The sequence below is a fragment of the Nonomuraea lactucae genome, assembly GCF_003313395.1.
Lineage (GTDB): Bacteria > Actinomycetota > Actinomycetes > Streptosporangiales > Streptosporangiaceae > Nonomuraea > Nonomuraea lactucae.
The window spans coordinates 1-14,842 of record NZ_QNFZ01000246.1; the positions used below are offsets into that span (position 1 = coordinate 1).

Consider the following 14,842-nt stretch of genomic DNA (forward strand, 5'->3'; position numbering starts at 1 on the left):
CGGGGCCGGGGCACTCCTGGGGGGCTCCGGGGTGGCTTCGAGGCGCGCGCGGACGGCCGCCGCCACGTCGGTCGGCGGCGGGCTCGGCACGTCGAGGGAGGCGCCGAGGTCCACGAGCGCGGCCTCCAGGTCGTCCAGGTCGTTCAGTTCGTCGGACGGGTCACGCGAGCTCACTGCCCACCTCCTCCCTGAGCCGGGCCAGGCCGCGGTGCGTGCAGGACTTGACGGTGCCCAGGGGCCAGTCGAGCACCTGGGCGGTCTCGGCCTCCGTCAGCTGTAAGAAGTACCGGCAGACGACCGCGTGGCGTTCCCGTTCGGGCAGCCCGCGCACCGCTTCGAGGAGGCGGGCGCGGCGGTCGGTGGCCACCGCCGTGCTCGCGGGGTCGTCGGGGGCCACCGTCTCGGTGACGGCGCCCAGCCGTACGGCGAGCTCCGCCCTGCGCCCGCGGGAGCGGGTGAGGTTGTGGGTCTCGTTGGCCACGATGCGCAGCAGCCAGGGGCGGAAGGGCGCCTCCCGGCGGAACGACGCCAGGTGCCGGTACGCCTTGACGAACGCCTCCTGCACCACGTCCTCGGCCTCGTCGCCCGCTCCGAGCATGGCGGCGGTCCTGTGGGCGAGCGCGCTGTAGCGGGCGACCAGCGCCTCGTAGGCCGTCAGGTCACCGGCGAGCGATCGGGAGATTGCCTCGTCGTCGTCCATGGACGTGTCAGATTTCACCGCATCCGCACCGAGTTGGGAAGGGTGCTTTCAGTCGTCACGTGACCTTCGGCGCCGTGCGGGCACTAGACTCGCAGCCAATCCTCGCGAGCCCCTTAAGGAACGGGACTATGTCTTCTGGGTATGACCGTGTAGTGCAACCGGCCGCCGGTGACGAGGCCCTGGAAAACCACCTCGGGGGCGACGAGGCCAAGAACTACCGGCAGTACGAGTTCGACATGGTCGCCCCGCATGTCGGGCGTTCCATGCTGGAGATCGGCTCGGGGCTGGGCCACTTCGCCGAGCAGTTCCTGCCGCGGCTCGACCGCCTCGTGGTGAGCGACTTCGACCCCTACTGCGTCGAGCAGCTCAGGAAGCGCTTCGAGGGTCGCGACGAGATCGGCGTGCTGCAGTTCGGCCTGCCGACCGACATCCCGCTGGAGGACAAGGTCGACACGGTCGTGATGATGAACGTCCTGGAGCACATCGAGGACGACGCCGAGGCCCTGCGGTCGCTGGCCCGGGTCACGCTGCCCGGCGGGCGGATCATCATCTGGGTGCCGGGCTACATGCAGCTCTACGGAGACTTCGACCGCAAGGTCGGCCACGTCCAGCGCTACACGCCCAAGACGCTGCGCGCCACGGTTTCCAGGGCCGGGCTCGACGTCGACGTGCTGAAGCCGATCAACTTCCTGGGCGGCATCGCCTGGTGGGCCGCGGTCCGCCGTGGCGGGGTGGGCTACCCGGACCCTCGCCTGGTCAAGATCTACGACCGCACCGTGGTCCCGGCGACCCGCCTGATCGAGCGCTTCATCCGGCCCCCGTTCGGCCAGACGGTGTTCTGCGTCGCCCGGGTCCCGCGCTGACCGAGCCCGGAAGCGCCGCTGACCGAGCCCGAAAGCGCCTCGGCCGCCCCACGGGTGGAGAGGACGTGGGGCGGCCGAGGCCCGGGTGGAGGAGCCCGGGTGAGAGGGCTATTTGATGGAGCCGGCGGTGAGTCCGCCGACCACCTTCCGTTCGATGAGGGCGAAGAGGATGATCACCGGGATGGTGGCGATCACCGAGCCCGCGAAGAGGTTCTGCCAGTCGACCTGATACTGGCCGATGAACGAGTTGAGAGCCACGGTGAGCGGCTGGTTCGCGGGCGTGGTGGTGAGGGTGAGGGCCACCACGAACTCGTTCCAGGCGGCGATGAACGTGAAGATCAGCGCTGTGATGACGCCCGGCATGGCCAGCGGCAGCGTGATGCGGAACAGCGTGCCGAAGCGCCCGTTGCCGTCGATGAACGCGGCCTCCTCCAGCTCGCGCGGGATCGAGGAGAAGTACGCGTTCAGGATCCAGACCGCGAACGCCAGGTTGAACCCGCCGTTGACGAGGATCAGCGACCAGATCGAGTCCACCAACCCGAACTGGAAGAACTCGCGGTAGATGCCGACCAGCATGGCCGTGGGCTGGAACATCTGGGTGATCAGCACCAGGATGAGGAACGCGGTGCGCCCCCTGAAGTTGTGCCTGGCCGAGTAGTAGGCGGCGGGCAGCGCCACCAGCAGCACCAGGATCGTGGAGCCGGCCGCCACCTTGAGCGTGACCATCAGGTTGCCCGCGAGCCCGCTGGTCCAGAAGTTGGCCAGGTTCGACCACTCCCACTCCGAGGGGAAGATCGTGGCGTCGCGCAGCGAGTCCTGGGGGCGCAGCGAGGTGAGCAGCATCACCACGTACGGGAACAGGAAGAGGAACGCGATCAGGTAGGCCGCGGCCGCGATCACGCTCGTCTTGAGCCCGGGCATGCGCCGGCGGGAGACGGGCCGGGGCCTTGAGTGCTGGTGGCGCGCGGACCTCGATGGCGCGGTCGTGACGGTCATCACGCCACCTCCTTGTTCCAGCGGGAGACCTTGAGGAAGATCGCGGTCAGGACCAGGACCATGCCGAAGTTGACCACGGACATCGCGGCGGACTCGCCGATGTCGGAGCCCTTGAGGACGAACATCAGGATCGTCGAGGTGGCCGTGGAGTAGCCGGGCTGGCCGTGCGTCATCGCCCAGATGATCGGGAAGCTGTTGAAGACGTTCATCACGTTGATCAGCGCCGCCACGGTGAGGGCGGGCCGCAGCAGCGGCAGCGTGATCGACCAGTACGTCCGCAGCTTGGACGCGCCGTCCATCGTGGCCGCCTCGTAGACGTCGGCCGGGATGGTGGCGAGCCCCGCCAGCAGCGCGTACGTGGTGAACGGGACCGACACGAACACCGCGACGAACACGAGCCACGGCATGGCGGTGGAGGCGTCGCCGAGCTGGTCGGCCGAGTGGCCGCCGAGCGCGTCGATGAGCCCGAGCTTCAGCCGGATCTGGTTGATCACGCCGACCTCGGGGTCCAGCATCCACTTGAAGATGATCGCGGTCATCAGCACGGAGGCCGCCCATGGCGCGATCAGCGCCCAGCGGGTGATCCGGCGGCCGGGAAAGCGCTGGTTGAACAGCTGGGCGAGGGCGAGCGAGATCAGCACGGTGAAGCCGACCACCGCGATCACCCAAATGACGCTGCGGACCATGATGTCCGCGAAGTCCTTCTCGTCGAACAGCTTCTCGTAGTTGGCCAGGCCGTTGGAGCCCTGCACGATGCCGAACCTGCTGATCTTGAGGAACGACGACCGGATCATCTCGATGACCGGCCAGAGCACGACCACCGCGATCAGCAGGACCGCCGGTCCGGTCCAGGCGAGCGGCTCGAACGCGCGCAACCTTCTCATGAAGAACCTTCCATCACGGTACGGCCGGCGCCCCGGGGTGCGGGGCGCCCGCCGCACGGACCCGCGAGGGGTCAGCTAGCCTCGGCGGTCTTCTGCAGCTCACCGAGGACCTTGGCCGGGTCCTCCTTGACCGCTCCGCCGATGGTCTGCTTGATCGCCGGGTTCACCACGGCCCACTTCGGGTCCTGGAACGGGTAGAAGCTGGCGTTGGGCAGCCCGTCGAGGAACGGCTTGAGCTTCTCGTCGCTCGACAGCTTCTGGACGCCGCTCGTGGTGACGGGCAGCAGCTTGTAGGTGTCGCTGATCTTCTGCGCGGCGGTGCCGGTGTAGAAGAAGTCGAAGAACTTCTTGATCTCGGCGGCGCGGCCGTTCTTGTTGAACGCCATGATCCAGTCCATGACGCCGAGCGTGGTGTCGAGCGGGCCGGTCTTGCCGGCGATCGGCGCGACGCCGTACTTGTCCTTCAGGCCGGCCGCGTCGAAGATCGGGATCGACATGGGGCCGCCGTTGACCATGCCGACCTTGCCGGCGCCGAAGTCCTCCCAGACCGTCTTGCGGTCCTTGGTGCCGGGGTTCGGCGTGGTCAGGCCGGCGTCGACGAGGCCCTTGATGTAGGTGAACGTCTCGACGTTCTGCGGCGAGTTGATCGCCCACTTGCCGGCGGCGTCCTTGTAGCCGCCACCGTTGCCGAGCATCCACAGGAACGACTCGGCCTGCGCCTCCTCCTGGCCGAGCGGCAGGCCGAACGGCTGGCTGACGCCGGCCGCCTTCAGCTTCTGCGCGGCGGCCTTGAGCTCGTCCCAGGTCTTGGGCGGCTCGGCGACGCCGGCCTTGGCGAACAGGTCCTTGTTGTAGAACAGCGCGCGGGCGGACGAGACGAACGGGATGCCGTAGGCGGTGCCGTCGACCTTGCCGAACTCGGCGAACTTCTGCAGCATGTCGCTGGAGACGTTCGGGGAGAGCACCTCGTCGACCTTGTAGAGCAGGCCGTCCTTGACGAAGCCGGAGTAGTCGCCGGTCTGCAGGATGTCGGGCACCTGCCCGTTCTGCACCATGGTGGCGACCTGCTTGTCGATGTCGTTCCAGTTGATGACCTGGACGTCGACCTTGATGTTGGGGTTCGCCTTCTGGAACTCGTCGACGACGCCCTTCCAGAACGTCTCGCCGGAGTTCGGCTTGCCGGGGCCGTCGCCGTAGTCGGCCGCGACCATCTTCAGGGTGACCTGGCCTCCCCCGGAGGCGTTCTGGTCACCGGACGTGCCGGATCCACCCGAGCCACAGCTGGACAGGACCAGCATGGTCGCCACGCCGAGAGCGGCGCCGCCCAGAAGCTTGATGTTCACCGTAAGTACCGCCTTCTCGTAGGACGGGCCTATCTGGTCCGTACCAGTTGCCGTCCCGCCCACAGGGTTCTGGGGGTGCGCGAGCCGGGGCTCATCGCGTTTGCGTCAGCGTAAGCCCGTGTTCCGTAGCCGGTCTATACCGGTCGGTCTCGGTTTGGCAACATCCGGCCCGAAAAATGGCGCGGCAAAGCTCACAACCGGTCTAGACCGGCAGTCAGAGGATCTTCCTCCGCACGCTCTCCCCGCCCTCCGGCACGCCGACCCATGGCCCGTCGATGGACGGGTCGAGGACGCCTTCCTCCAGGAAGGCGTAGCGGCCGTCCAGCACGTACTGCGCGAGCCGCGCGTCCTGGCTGTCGCTGTTGTCCCAGAGCCGGTCGAACAGCGTGCCGACGCGGCGCCTGGCCTGCCGGCAGAACGTGTCGGCCAGCTCGTACGGCCTGCGCCCCAGGTCGCCCGCGTCCTCCTGGGCCTTGACGCAGGCGGCCGTCATCGCGAACAGCTCCGCCCCGATGTCGACGATCCGGCCGAGGAACGCCTGCCTGTGCTCCAGCCGCCCCTGCCAGCGCGACATCCCGTAGAAAGTGGACCGGGCCAGCTTCCGGCTGGTCCGCTCGATGTAGCGCAAGTGACCGGCCAGCGGGCCGAACCCGGCGTACGAGGTGGGCAGGTTGCCGGTGCCCGCCATCAGCGTGGGCAGCCACCGGGCGTAGAAGCCGCCTGCCCGCTTGAGCGCCTGGGCGCGCTCCTGGCGGGAGGCGTCCGGGTTGACCAGCTCTCCGGCGGCCGACAGATGGGCGTCCACGGCCTCGCGGGTGATGAGCAGGCGCATGATCTCGGTGGAGCCCTCGAAGATGCGGTTGATCCGCGAGTCGCGCAGCATCTGCTCGGCCGGCACGCCCCGCTCTCCCCTGGCGGCCAGCGACTCGGCGGTCTCGTAGCCCCGGCCGCCCCTGATCTGGACCAGCTCGTCGAGCGCCTGGTAGGACAGCTCGGAGGCGTACATCTTGGCCAGGGCCGCCTCGATCCTGATGTCGTTGCGCTGATCGTCGGCCATGCGGCTGGTCAGGTCGCAGACCGCCTCCAGGGCGTAGGCCGTGGCCGCGATGAAGGCGATCTTCGTGGCCACCGCCTCGTGCTCGCCGATCCGCCGGCCCCACTGCACGCGGGCGTTGCCCCACTCGCGGGCGATCTTCACGGCCCACTTGGCGTTGCCCGCGCAGGTCGCCGGCAGGGAGAGGCGGCCGGTGTTGAGGGTGGTGAGCGCGATCTTCAGGCCCTCGCCCTCGCGGCCGATCAGGTTTCCGGCCGGCACTCGTACCTGCGAGAACTCGGTGACGCCGTTCTCGATGCCGCGCAGCCCCATGAACTGGTTGCGCCGCTTGACCGTGATGCCGGGGGTGTCGGCCTCGACGACGAAGGCGCTGATCTTCCGGCCCGTCCTGGCCATGACCACGAGCAGGTCGGCCACGACGCCGTTCGTGGTCCACAGCTTGACGCCGTCGAGCACATAGTCGTCGCCGTCCCGGACGGCGGTGGTGGACAGCCTGGCCGGGTCGGAGCCGACGTCCGGCTCCGTCAGCAGGAACGCCGAGATCTCGCCCCGGGCGCACCTCGGCAGGAACTCCCGCTTCTGCTCCTCGGTGCCGAACAGCTTGAGCGGCTGCGGCACCCCGATCGACTGGTGCGCCGACAGCAGCGTGGCCAGCGCCGGGCAGTACGAGCCGACGAGGATGAGGGTGCGGCAGTAGTACAGGTAGGGCAGGCCGAGCCCGCCGTACTCCTCGCTGATCGTGATCCCGAACGCGCCGAGATCCGCGAGCCCCTTGACCACCTCGTCGGGCACCCGGGCGGTCCGCTCGATCTCGGCCGGGTCGACGTGCGCGTCGAGGAACCTGCGCACCGCCCTGACGAACTCCTCGCCGCGCTTGGCGGCCTCGTCGCCGGGCGTGGGGGCCGGATGCACCAGATCCAGCCGGAAGTCTCCGAGGAACAGCTGTTTCGCGAAGCTCGGCCGCGTCCACTCCTTCTCACGCGCCTGCTCGCCGAGCTCTCTTGCCTTGGCGTACTCGCTCATGGCATCCTCCCGCCGACGTTACGCCCCCCGGCGATCTGTGAATACCCGGCGCTTCACCGCTCTCACCCCACGAGATCGTCACACCCCGTCCGGCGGCGCCCCGGCGCTCAGCGCGGGAAGCCGATGTACGCCACCGGCACCAGGTCCACCAGCCACACCCCGTTGGCGCTGACCCTGAACTCATGACCGGCCCCGTGCATGGCGCCCGACTCGACGGCCAGCACCACCGGCCTGCCCCGCCGGGCTCCCACCCGGGTGGCCGTCTCGCGGTCGGGCGACAGGTGCACGTGGTGGCGGCGCATCGGCCGCAGCCCCTCGGCCCTGATCGCGGCGAGGCTCCGGGCCACGGTGCCGTGATACAGGAAGGGCGGCGGGACGGCCACCGGCAGGTCGAGGTCGACGCTCACCGAATGCCCTTGGTTGGCGCGGATCCTCCCGCCCTCCATCGCGAACCGCCGCTTGTCGTTGCCCTCGACGACCAGCCGCAGCTCGTCCGGCGTGATGGCGAACCCGTGCCCCGTGGCGGCCTCCAGCAGCGTGCCGACCTCGACCCAGCCCTGCGGGTCGAGCTCGATCCCGATGCGCTCGGGCTCGTGCCGCAGATGCTTGGACAGGTATTTCGAGATGCGCACCAGTCTCCGGTCGTCCATGATCCCGGCAGGATACTCCCCCGAAAACCGGTTGCGCCCCGTTCCCGCCGGTCTCTAGTGTCTGGGACATGCGCCTTTACCAGTAATGCGCCAGGGCTGATCGCGATCAGCCCGGCTCACTCGGCTAACCGCCCGGCGGTGCTCGCACGCCCGCCGAAGTCCACCCAGACGCGGCAGCTGAGCTTGCCGACCCGGCCACCGGCCGCGTCGCGAGTCACGTAAAGGAGCTTTCTCATGCGAGTTCGCGCAGGAAATTCAGGCAAGAAGAACGGCCCCAAGCTCCCGGGGCGGCCGGCGCTGCCGGCGCCGCGGCAGCTGCCGAAGATGCCGCAGCGGCCGATCGCCCCGCCGCGGCGCATCCCGCCCAAGGGGCGGTGATCCCCTGACCCACTACCCGGGATGGTAGTGAGTGCGGCGCGCGGCCCCTACGCCATGGCCCCCGCACGACGCCACGGCGCCCCGCCCCCTGGCCTGCGGCCGAGGGAGCGGGGCGCCGTGATGGGGCAGGTCAGCGGAGATTGATCGTACAATCCCCCGATAACACCGATCGAGCAAGGGGATTCCGTGTCTTCTCCACCCGTGCCGAGTGAGGACGCTCGCTATCTGGAGCAGTTCGTGGCGCAGACGCAGGCGGCGCTGGGCCGGCTGCGCGAGGCCAACCGGATGATCGGGGAGGTGGTGGGCACGGGAGAGGCCGCTCAGGGGCTCGTCCGCGCGGCGGCCGACGGGCGGGGCGTGCTCACGAAGGTCGAGGTGGACCCGCGCGGCATGCGCCTGGCCGCGGGCGAGCTCGGCGCCGAGGTGACCAAGGCGATCCGGGCGGCGCAGGACGACGCGCGCCGCCGCACGGGAGAGATCGTGGACGACGCCCTCACCCGCGCCGGCGAGCTGCCCCAGCCCCTGGACGAGACCTTCGTACGCCACCGCATCGAGGTGGCCGCCCACGACTTCTACTCGGAGCAGCCGTGATGTACGAGACCGACATCGACCCCGCCAACATCCGCGAGCAGGACGTGGCCGAGGCCCAGAGGCAGGCCGAGGCGGCCCGGGCGCTGCTCACCGACCAGGAGAGCGTCCTGGAGGAGATCGTCGGCGAGGGCGGAGGCGACGGCGGCCACGTGCGCGCGACGGCGGCGGCCGACGGCCGGGTGCTGGAGGTGGTCATCGACCCACGGGCGATGAGCGAGGGCAGCGAAGCCCTCGGCGAGCAGATCCTCCTGGCCGTGCGGCGGGCGCAGGACGACGCGGGGCGGCAGGCCGGAGCCCTGCTGAGGGAGTCGTTGCGCGAGGCCCTCCCGTCCGTGGACACGGACCTCCTCCAGGAACGGCTCCGCCACCTGCTCCAGTAACAAGGGTCACTGGCCACCCCTCACCCCATTTCGCACCACTCGCCGCATTCGTCGCAACAGGCCGCTATCGTCGGGCAGATGGATTCGGGGTTTGAAATCACCAAGGATGTGCTGGATCGGCAGGCATCGCGAATGCGGATCCACAGCGAGGAGTACGAGGCGGCTCTGGCCCGGCTGCGGCAACGCGCCGGGGCGTCATGGGGGGACGACGGCATCTTCGTAGTGATCAACCAGGCGTGGGTCGACTGCTGCCACACCACGCTCGCGGCGAAGGGGGCTCTGTCGGGCGTCATCGGCGACACCGGAACCGGCATGGCCGTCGCCAACCGGAATGTCCGTGAGGCCGACGGCACCTTCGCACTCCCGGAGGCCGATCGATGGGCCTGACGATACCTCCGGAGCTCGACGCGGTCCTCGAACTGGCGGGCCTGTGGTTCCCCAACATCGACGAGGACGAGATGCGCGCGGACGCCGCCGCCGCGCGCGTCGTGGAAGCCGGCACGTCGCTCGCCGCCCTGGGAGCAGGCACCGCCATGCGCGACGCGTCGGCCGCCTACAGGGGCGACTCCGCTACCGCGCTCGCCGGCTACTGGGGCGACGTGGGCACCGGCGACGGGCACCTGGCGCAGTCCTCCAGCGCGGCCAGGATGTCACCGGTGTGGCTGGAGCACACTGCCACGGTCGTGACGGGCGCCAAGGTGGCGGTCGGCACCGTGGCAGCCGTGGGCGCCGTGCGGCTGGCCATGGCCCTGCTGTCCGGCGGCCCCTTCGCCGGCGCGTCGGCGACGGCCTCCCTGCTCGCCACGCGGCACGCGGGGATGAAGGTCCTGCGCGAGGCCGGAGAGGGCTCGGCCAGGATTCTCGCCCCGGCGCTGAGGCGGCGGGTCACCGAGCCGATGCAGCGGATCCTCGACAACCTGCGCCGGCCGGGCGGAGGCCCGACGCCCGCGTTCGCCGGAGCCGGCGGGCGCGGACTGGCGAGGCCCCACACCGTGGGCCCGAGGGCGTCGAGCGGCCCCCGCGACGTGCGCGACGGCATGGCGGCCATGGGCCGCAGCAACAACAACGCGAGAAGGGGCGGCAACGGCCGCCGTGGCGGCGGCGGCCGTGGCCGTGGCGGCGGGAAGCAGAACAGCACCGACGGCACCACCGGACACGCGGCGGACCGCCAGGCTCAGCGAGGCATCAGCGATGACATGGTGGAGCAGGCGAAGCAGAACGGCAGGAAGAGACCCGGCAACCAGCCGGGCACCACTGTCCATGAGACCGACAGTGTCCGCGTGGTGACGAACAAGAGCGGTGGCATCATCTCCGCCATGTGGAAGAGGAAGAAGTAGCCGCCGCTGAAAGGGCACGACTTGCGAATCGAACATGACGCCGAGAACGACGTCGCCTACGTGTATCTCGTGGACGAGATAGGCGAGGGCGACGCCGATGCTCAGTTGCTGGTGGAGCGCGAGGGGATGCCAGGGGAGCTGGTGCTCGACTTCGACACGGAGGGCCGCCTGCTGGGCTTCGAGGTCCTCGGGGCATCGGCCATTCTGCGGCCCGAGGTCCTCGCACTCGCGTACGAGGACGACGATCCCGCCGGCGACGACGCCCGGTAGCGGGCAGAGCCGTAGGCGCCCTGGTCCCGTGCGGGACCAGGGCGCCTACGCGTGTCAGAGGCGCGTCAGAGACGCTCGATGATGGTGACGTTGGCCTGGCCGCCGCCCTCGCACATCGTCTGCAGGCCGTACCTGGCCGCCGCCCTCGCACATCGTCTGCAGGCCGTACCTGCCGCCCGTGCGCTCCAGCTCGTGCAGCAGCTTCGTCATCAGGATCGCGCCCGTCGCGCCGAGCGGGTGGCCGAGGGCGATCGCCCCGCCGTTGGGGTTGACCCGGGCCGGGTCGGCGCCGAGCTCCCTGATCCAGGCCAGCGGCACGGGGGCGAACGCCTCGTTGATCTCCGTCGCGTCGATGTCGCCGATCGACAGGCCGGCCTTGTCCAGGGCCTTCCGGGTCGCCGGGATCGGCGCCGTGAGCATGAACACGGGGTCGTCGCCGACCAGGGCGAGCTGGTGGACGCGGGCCCGCGGGGTCAGGCCGTGGTCGCGTACGGCGCGCTCCGAGGCGATCAGCACGGCGCCCGAGCCGTCGGAGATCTGCGAGGCCGTGGCGGCGGTGATCTGGCCGCCCTCCTTGAGCGTCTTGAGCTCGGCCATCTTCTCCAGCGTCGTGTCGGGGCGCGGGCCCTCGTCGGCCTCGACGCCGTTCAGCGGCGCGATCTGGTCCTTGAAGTAGCCGTTCGCGACCGCCTTGGCGGCGCGCTGGTGGGACTCGAAGGCGTAGCGCTCCAGCTCGTCGCGCTTGAAGCCCCACTTCTCGCACATCAGCTCCGCGCCGCGGAACTGCGAGATCTCCTGCTTGCCGTACCTCTCGATCCATCTGTCGCCGAACGGGAACGGCATGCCCTTCTCCAGGGCAGCCGTGATCGACGAGCCCATCGGCACGATGCTCATCGACTCGACGCCGGCCGCCACGACGAGGTCCTGGGTGCCTGACATGACGCCCTGGGCCGCGAAGTGGATCGACTGCTGGGAGGAGCCGCACTGGCGGTCGATCGTGACCCCGGCGGTCGTCTCGGGCAGGCCGGCCGACAGCCACGCGTTGCGCGCGATGTCCATGCTCTGTGGGCCGAACTGCATCACGCAGCCCATGACGACGTCCTCCACCGCCGCGGGATCGACGCCGGTGCGGTCGATCAGCTCCTTGAGCGTGTGCGCGGCCAGGTCAGTGGGGTGGACGGTCGACAGGCCGCCCTTCTTCTTGCCGACCGGGGTGCGGACCGCCCCGACGATGTACGCCTCTGCCACGGCGCCCTCCTGAAACCGAGCATTATTCGGTTACTCGTGAGCGTACAACAGGACGATGCTCTGCGCCCGTCTCAGGTCGGCGGGAGAAGGTCCTCCGCGGCGTCCACCCTGAACCGCCACCGGTCCACCACCAGGCCGTTCAGCGCCTCGGCCAGCCTCAGCGCGAGCACGCCCAGCCGCTTGCGATCGTCGCCGCGCAGCTCGACCGCGGTCAGCTCGGTGGCGAAGGGCAGCAGCTCCTGCACGGCCGGCGGGCTGCCCTTCTGCGGCACGACGAGGATCCTCACCCCGTCGACGGTGTAGGCGAAGTCCTCCTCCTCGTGCTCGACCTCGCCCTCGGCCTCCAGCAGCGGCAGCAGCGCGTCGGCGGCCGGCCGTAGCGGGAGGATGACCGCGGGGCCACCCGCGCGGCCCTCCGTGCCGTCGTCGGCGGGGTCGCTCACCTCGCCGCGGCACACGGCCAGCCCGCCGAGTCGGAAGGCGATCCCCTCGGCCAGGTAGCGGTCGAAGAAGTCGAACGGCAGCGGGCCCTCCGCCGCCACCCGGACCGCCCACACCTCGTCCATCTCGCCGCCCACCAGCTCGGGCTCGGCCTCGACCGGCGCGTGCACCCTGACGTCGACGGCCACGATGTCGTCGCCGTCGGCGCGGGCGTCCGGATCCGCCAACCGCACGATCCGCAGCAGGTCGGCCTGGCTCGGCTTGGCGGGCAACGCCGCCGTCGGGCCAGTACGCAGTCTCCGCTTCGCCATCCAGCCCATGCGCGCCTCCGCGATCAGCTTCGGTAGGAGCTCGTCATCGTCGCGTAGACGATGATGTTATCGGTGTAGTGGCCGATCGTGCGGTTGTACGCACCACCGCACGTGATGAGGTGGAGCTGCGCGTTCGCCTGGTTCCCGTAGACGCGCTGGGTCGGGAACGTCTGCTTGCTCGCCTGCTCGACCCCGCCGACCGTGAAGACCGCCGTGGTGCCGTCCTGGCGCTTGACCTCGATCGTGTCGCCGTTGCGGATCTCGTGCAGGCGGGTGAAGACGGCGCCGCGGGTGCGGGTGTCCTTGTGGCCGAGCATCACCGCCGGACCGGCCTCGCCGGGGGTGGACATGTCGCGGTACCAGCCCACGAGGTTGGGGTCGCTCGGCGGCGGCACCTGGATCGTGCCGTCCTTGGCCAGGCCGACGGACTTGACGGGCGCGCTGACGCCCAGCCTCTTGATCACGATGCGCACCGGGGTGGAGGGCAGCATCGGCGGCGCGGGGTTGATCTGCGGCATCGGCGGCGGCGCCGTGGGTGCGGCCTTGAACAGCGCCTGCTCAGGCGGCCCCGTGGCCTTCCCGTCGGGCTGCGCGCCCACCGCGAGCTGGTCGCGCTGGGAGGCCAGGCCGTACTGCTCGGGCGAACGCAGGACGATCAGCATCCCGGCGGCCACGGTCACCACTCCGGCGATGGCGGCCAGGATCAGCACCGCCCTGAGTGCCCTGCTCCCCTTGTCGTCGGGCTGCCCGCCGTACGGGTACTGGGACGCCATCCCGGTCAGCCCCGGGAGACGGTACGCCGGCGCATCATCAGCCCGCCCGCCCCGGCGGCCATGATCAGCACCGAGCCGGCCAGCACGAACATCCGCCCATCAGGCCCCGCGTCCCCGCCCGCACCGGTGTCGGCCCCGGCCTTCGGCGTCTTGGAGGACCGCCCCTTGGGGGTCTCGGTCACGGTGATGGTGGTGGTCTTGGTGGGCTTGGGGGTGGTCTTGGTGGGGCTGGGGGACGACGTCGCGGTGCTGGTGGAGGTCGAGGTCGAGGTGCTGGTCGAGGTCGGCGTGCCCGTGCCGACCACGAGGTTCATCGACGGGCCGCCGGAGGCGCCGGGGGTGCAGGTGTACCAGGTGCTGCCGTTCACCTTCAGCGAGAAGGGGCCGCCCTTGAGCACGACCGTTCCGGTCGCGGTGGGCCGCACCACGACGGCCATGGTGGGAATCGGCATCGGCGAGGTGGGCGACACGGTCGTCAAAGGCGTGGAGGTGGCCGCGGCTGTCACCGCGGTGGACGCCAGCGGGCTTCCGCTGGGCGACACGGTGCCCTCCGCGACGACGGTGCTCGACGGGGTGATCGCCGAGAGCACGGGCAGCGGGGTGGCCGTTGTGGGCTGCTGGATGTCCCAGAGGACGGTCACGGTGGCGCTGGCGGACGGCTGCACGGCCGGCGTCTTCAGCTCCATCCGGAACGGGATGCTCGCGGTGGCCCCGCCCTGGGGCGCGCAGCCGTAGACCACGTCGACCGGCGTAGCCGTAGCCAGGGCAGCCACCGCAGGCACGACGCCGAAGATACCTGCACCTGCCACGGCCAAGGCGGATGTCTTGATGGCGAGGCGGCGGCGCCGCGCCTTGGACGTCAGCACTGTCCTTCTCCGTTTCAAGCGCAGTTTCAACAGGCGTACCAGACTGGCAGCCAATGGTCACGGTTAGGTAGAGATCTTACGAACAGTGCCCGTAAATCTCCCGTAAACGGCAAACAACGGACCAAATACTTGCATCAACCGCGCTTCTTGGACAGCGTCGCGTACACGATGATGTTGTCCGTGTAGCTGTGCGCCTGCTTGTTGTAGATGCCTCCACAGGTGATCAGCCGGAGCTGGGCGTCGCCGGTGTTGCCGTACACGCGCTTCGTCGGGAACGTCGTCTTGCTCACCTGCTCGATCCCGCTCACCGTGAAGCGCGTGACCTTCTTGTCCGAGCGGTACACGTAGATCTGGTCACCCTTGGCCAGCTCGCGGAGGCGCTGGAAGACGGCCCCGCCCTTCCGGGTGCTCACGTGGCCGTTGATGATCGACGGGCCCAGCTCTCCGGGGAGCGGCGAGAAGCGGTACCAGCCCGTGAGGTTGGGCCTGGACAGGGGCGGGGTGGTCAGGCTGCCCTTGAGATCGACCGTGACGGAGCCGACCGGGGCGTTGACCTTGATCTTCGGAATCTTGATCCGGACCGGCCGGGGCTTGGCCCTGGCCTTGGCCTTGGTCTTGGCCTCGGTCTTGACCGGAGGGATCGGGGCCACGACCGGCGCCGCCGCCAGGGGTGGCGGGGCGTCGAGGCGGGCGGGGGTCAGGGGGTCGCCGGCGCCGCCGGGGCCGACCGTGGG

At 70.0% G+C, this 14,842-nt stretch carries 19 protein-coding genes; 8 read left to right on the forward strand and 11 right to left on the reverse strand.

Annotated features, from left to right (window positions below; translation table 11 throughout):
- Positions 1 to 160 precede the first annotated feature (160 nt).
- Complete coding sequence (locus DQW85_RS15420; RefSeq protein ID WP_240197198.1) at positions 161 to 718, reverse strand: RNA polymerase sigma factor; 558 nt, start codon at positions 716 to 718, stop codon at positions 161 to 163.
- Between the two features lie 110 nt (positions 719 to 828).
- On the opposite strand from DQW85_RS15420, the gene DQW85_RS15425 reads away from it, so the two are divergent.
- Entirely contained in the window at positions 829 to 1,563 is a 735-nt protein-coding gene (locus DQW85_RS15425; protein WP_113701003.1) for a class I SAM-dependent methyltransferase, read from the forward strand.
- Between the two features lie 108 nt (positions 1,564 to 1,671).
- Here DQW85_RS15425 and DQW85_RS15430 read toward each other — a convergent pair whose 3' ends face one another.
- From DQW85_RS15430 to DQW85_RS15450, 5 genes are all read right to left on the reverse strand, one after another.
- Positions 1,672 to 2,559, reverse strand: a complete 888-nt coding sequence (locus DQW85_RS15430; RefSeq protein WP_205315152.1) for a carbohydrate ABC transporter permease — start codon at positions 2,557 to 2,559, stop codon at positions 1,672 to 1,674.
- The gene (locus tag DQW85_RS15435; protein WP_240197199.1) at positions 2,559 to 3,443 is read right to left on the reverse strand and encodes a carbohydrate ABC transporter permease; all 885 of its coding nucleotides are present in this window, start codon (positions 3,441 to 3,443) and stop codon (positions 2,559 to 2,561) included. Before DQW85_RS15435 ends, DQW85_RS15430 begins: the two co-directional genes overlap by 1 nt.
- Positions 3,444 to 3,514: 71 nt before the next feature.
- Positions 3,515 to 4,786: an extracellular solute-binding protein gene (locus DQW85_RS15440; protein WP_240197200.1), complete on the reverse strand. Its 1,272-nt coding sequence runs from the start codon at positions 4,784 to 4,786 to the stop codon at positions 3,515 to 3,517.
- A gap of 214 nt (positions 4,787 to 5,000) precedes the next feature.
- The gene (locus DQW85_RS15445; RefSeq protein WP_113701005.1) at positions 5,001 to 6,863 is read right to left on the reverse strand and encodes an acyl-CoA dehydrogenase family protein; all 1,863 of its coding nucleotides are present in this window, start codon (positions 6,861 to 6,863) and stop codon (positions 5,001 to 5,003) included.
- A 107-nt stretch (positions 6,864 to 6,970) separates the two neighbouring features.
- Positions 6,971 to 7,513 (reverse strand): RNA 2'-phosphotransferase, encoded by a 543-nt coding sequence (locus DQW85_RS15450; RefSeq protein ID WP_113701006.1) that lies wholly within the window; start codon positions 7,511 to 7,513, stop codon positions 6,971 to 6,973.
- Between the two features lie 234 nt (positions 7,514 to 7,747).
- Between DQW85_RS15450 and DQW85_RS44510 the strand changes: the two genes are divergently transcribed.
- The 6 genes from DQW85_RS44510 to DQW85_RS15480 all read left to right on the forward strand — a co-directional run bounded on the left by DQW85_RS44510 (position 7,748) and on the right by DQW85_RS15480 (position 10,469).
- Positions 7,748 to 7,891: a hypothetical protein gene (locus DQW85_RS44510; protein ID WP_162795013.1), complete on the forward strand. Its 144-nt coding sequence runs from the start codon at positions 7,748 to 7,750 to the stop codon at positions 7,889 to 7,891.
- 186 nt (positions 7,892 to 8,077) lie between these two features.
- Positions 8,078 to 8,482 carry a YbaB/EbfC family nucleoid-associated protein gene (locus DQW85_RS15460; protein WP_162795014.1) on the forward strand — a complete coding sequence of 135 codons (405 nt, stop codon included), beginning with the start codon at positions 8,078 to 8,080 and terminating at the stop codon, positions 8,480 to 8,482.
- A complete protein-coding gene (locus tag DQW85_RS15465) occupies positions 8,482 to 8,862 on the forward strand; it encodes a YbaB/EbfC family nucleoid-associated protein (protein ID WP_113701009.1) in 381 nt (126 codons plus the stop codon). Before DQW85_RS15460 ends, DQW85_RS15465 begins: the two co-directional genes overlap by 1 nt.
- A 78-nt stretch (positions 8,863 to 8,940) precedes the next feature.
- Positions 8,941 to 9,249, forward strand: a complete 309-nt coding sequence (locus DQW85_RS15470) for a hypothetical protein (RefSeq protein WP_162795015.1) — start codon at positions 8,941 to 8,943, stop codon at positions 9,247 to 9,249.
- The gene (locus tag DQW85_RS15475; protein ID WP_113701011.1) at positions 9,240 to 10,199 is read left to right on the forward strand and encodes a DUF4258 domain-containing protein; all 960 of its coding nucleotides are present in this window, start codon (positions 9,240 to 9,242) and stop codon (positions 10,197 to 10,199) included. The genes DQW85_RS15470 and DQW85_RS15475 overlap by 10 nt, the downstream gene beginning before the upstream one ends.
- Before the next feature lie 21 nt (positions 10,200 to 10,220).
- Positions 10,221 to 10,469: a DUF2283 domain-containing protein gene (locus DQW85_RS15480; RefSeq protein WP_113701012.1), complete on the forward strand. Its 249-nt coding sequence runs from the start codon at positions 10,221 to 10,223 to the stop codon at positions 10,467 to 10,469.
- 54 nt (positions 10,470 to 10,523) lie between these two features.
- On the opposite strand, the gene DQW85_RS15485 is transcribed toward DQW85_RS15480, so the two are convergent.
- From DQW85_RS15485 to DQW85_RS44515, 4 genes are all read right to left on the reverse strand, one after another.
- On the reverse strand, positions 10,524 to 11,717 hold the full coding sequence (locus DQW85_RS15485) for an acetyl-CoA C-acetyltransferase (RefSeq protein ID WP_240197201.1): 1,194 nt from the start codon (positions 11,715 to 11,717) through the stop codon (positions 10,524 to 10,526).
- Positions 11,718 to 11,788: 71 nt separating this feature from the next.
- Positions 11,789 to 12,469 carry a hypothetical protein gene (locus DQW85_RS15490; protein ID WP_162795016.1) on the reverse strand — a complete coding sequence of 227 codons (681 nt, stop codon included), beginning with the start codon at positions 12,467 to 12,469 and terminating at the stop codon, positions 11,789 to 11,791.
- Between the two features lie 23 nt (positions 12,470 to 12,492).
- Entirely contained in the window at positions 12,493 to 13,242 is a 750-nt protein-coding gene (locus DQW85_RS15495; RefSeq protein WP_113701014.1) for a class F sortase, read from the reverse strand.
- A gap of 5 nt (positions 13,243 to 13,247) precedes the next feature.
- Complete coding sequence (locus DQW85_RS44515; RefSeq protein ID WP_162795017.1) at positions 13,248 to 13,424, reverse strand: hypothetical protein; 177 nt, start codon at positions 13,422 to 13,424, stop codon at positions 13,248 to 13,250.
- 4 nt (positions 13,425 to 13,428) lie between these two features.
- On the opposite strand from DQW85_RS44515, the gene DQW85_RS15505 reads away from it, so the two are divergent.
- Positions 13,429 to 13,977: a hypothetical protein gene (locus DQW85_RS15505; RefSeq protein WP_162795018.1), complete on the forward strand. Its 549-nt coding sequence runs from the start codon at positions 13,429 to 13,431 to the stop codon at positions 13,975 to 13,977.
- Positions 13,978 to 14,242: 265 nt separating this feature from the next.
- Here the strand turns inward: DQW85_RS15505 and DQW85_RS15510 are convergent.
- A partial coding sequence (locus DQW85_RS15510) for a class F sortase (protein WP_162795019.1) occupies positions 14,243 to 14,842 on the reverse strand: 600 nt, incomplete at its 5' end.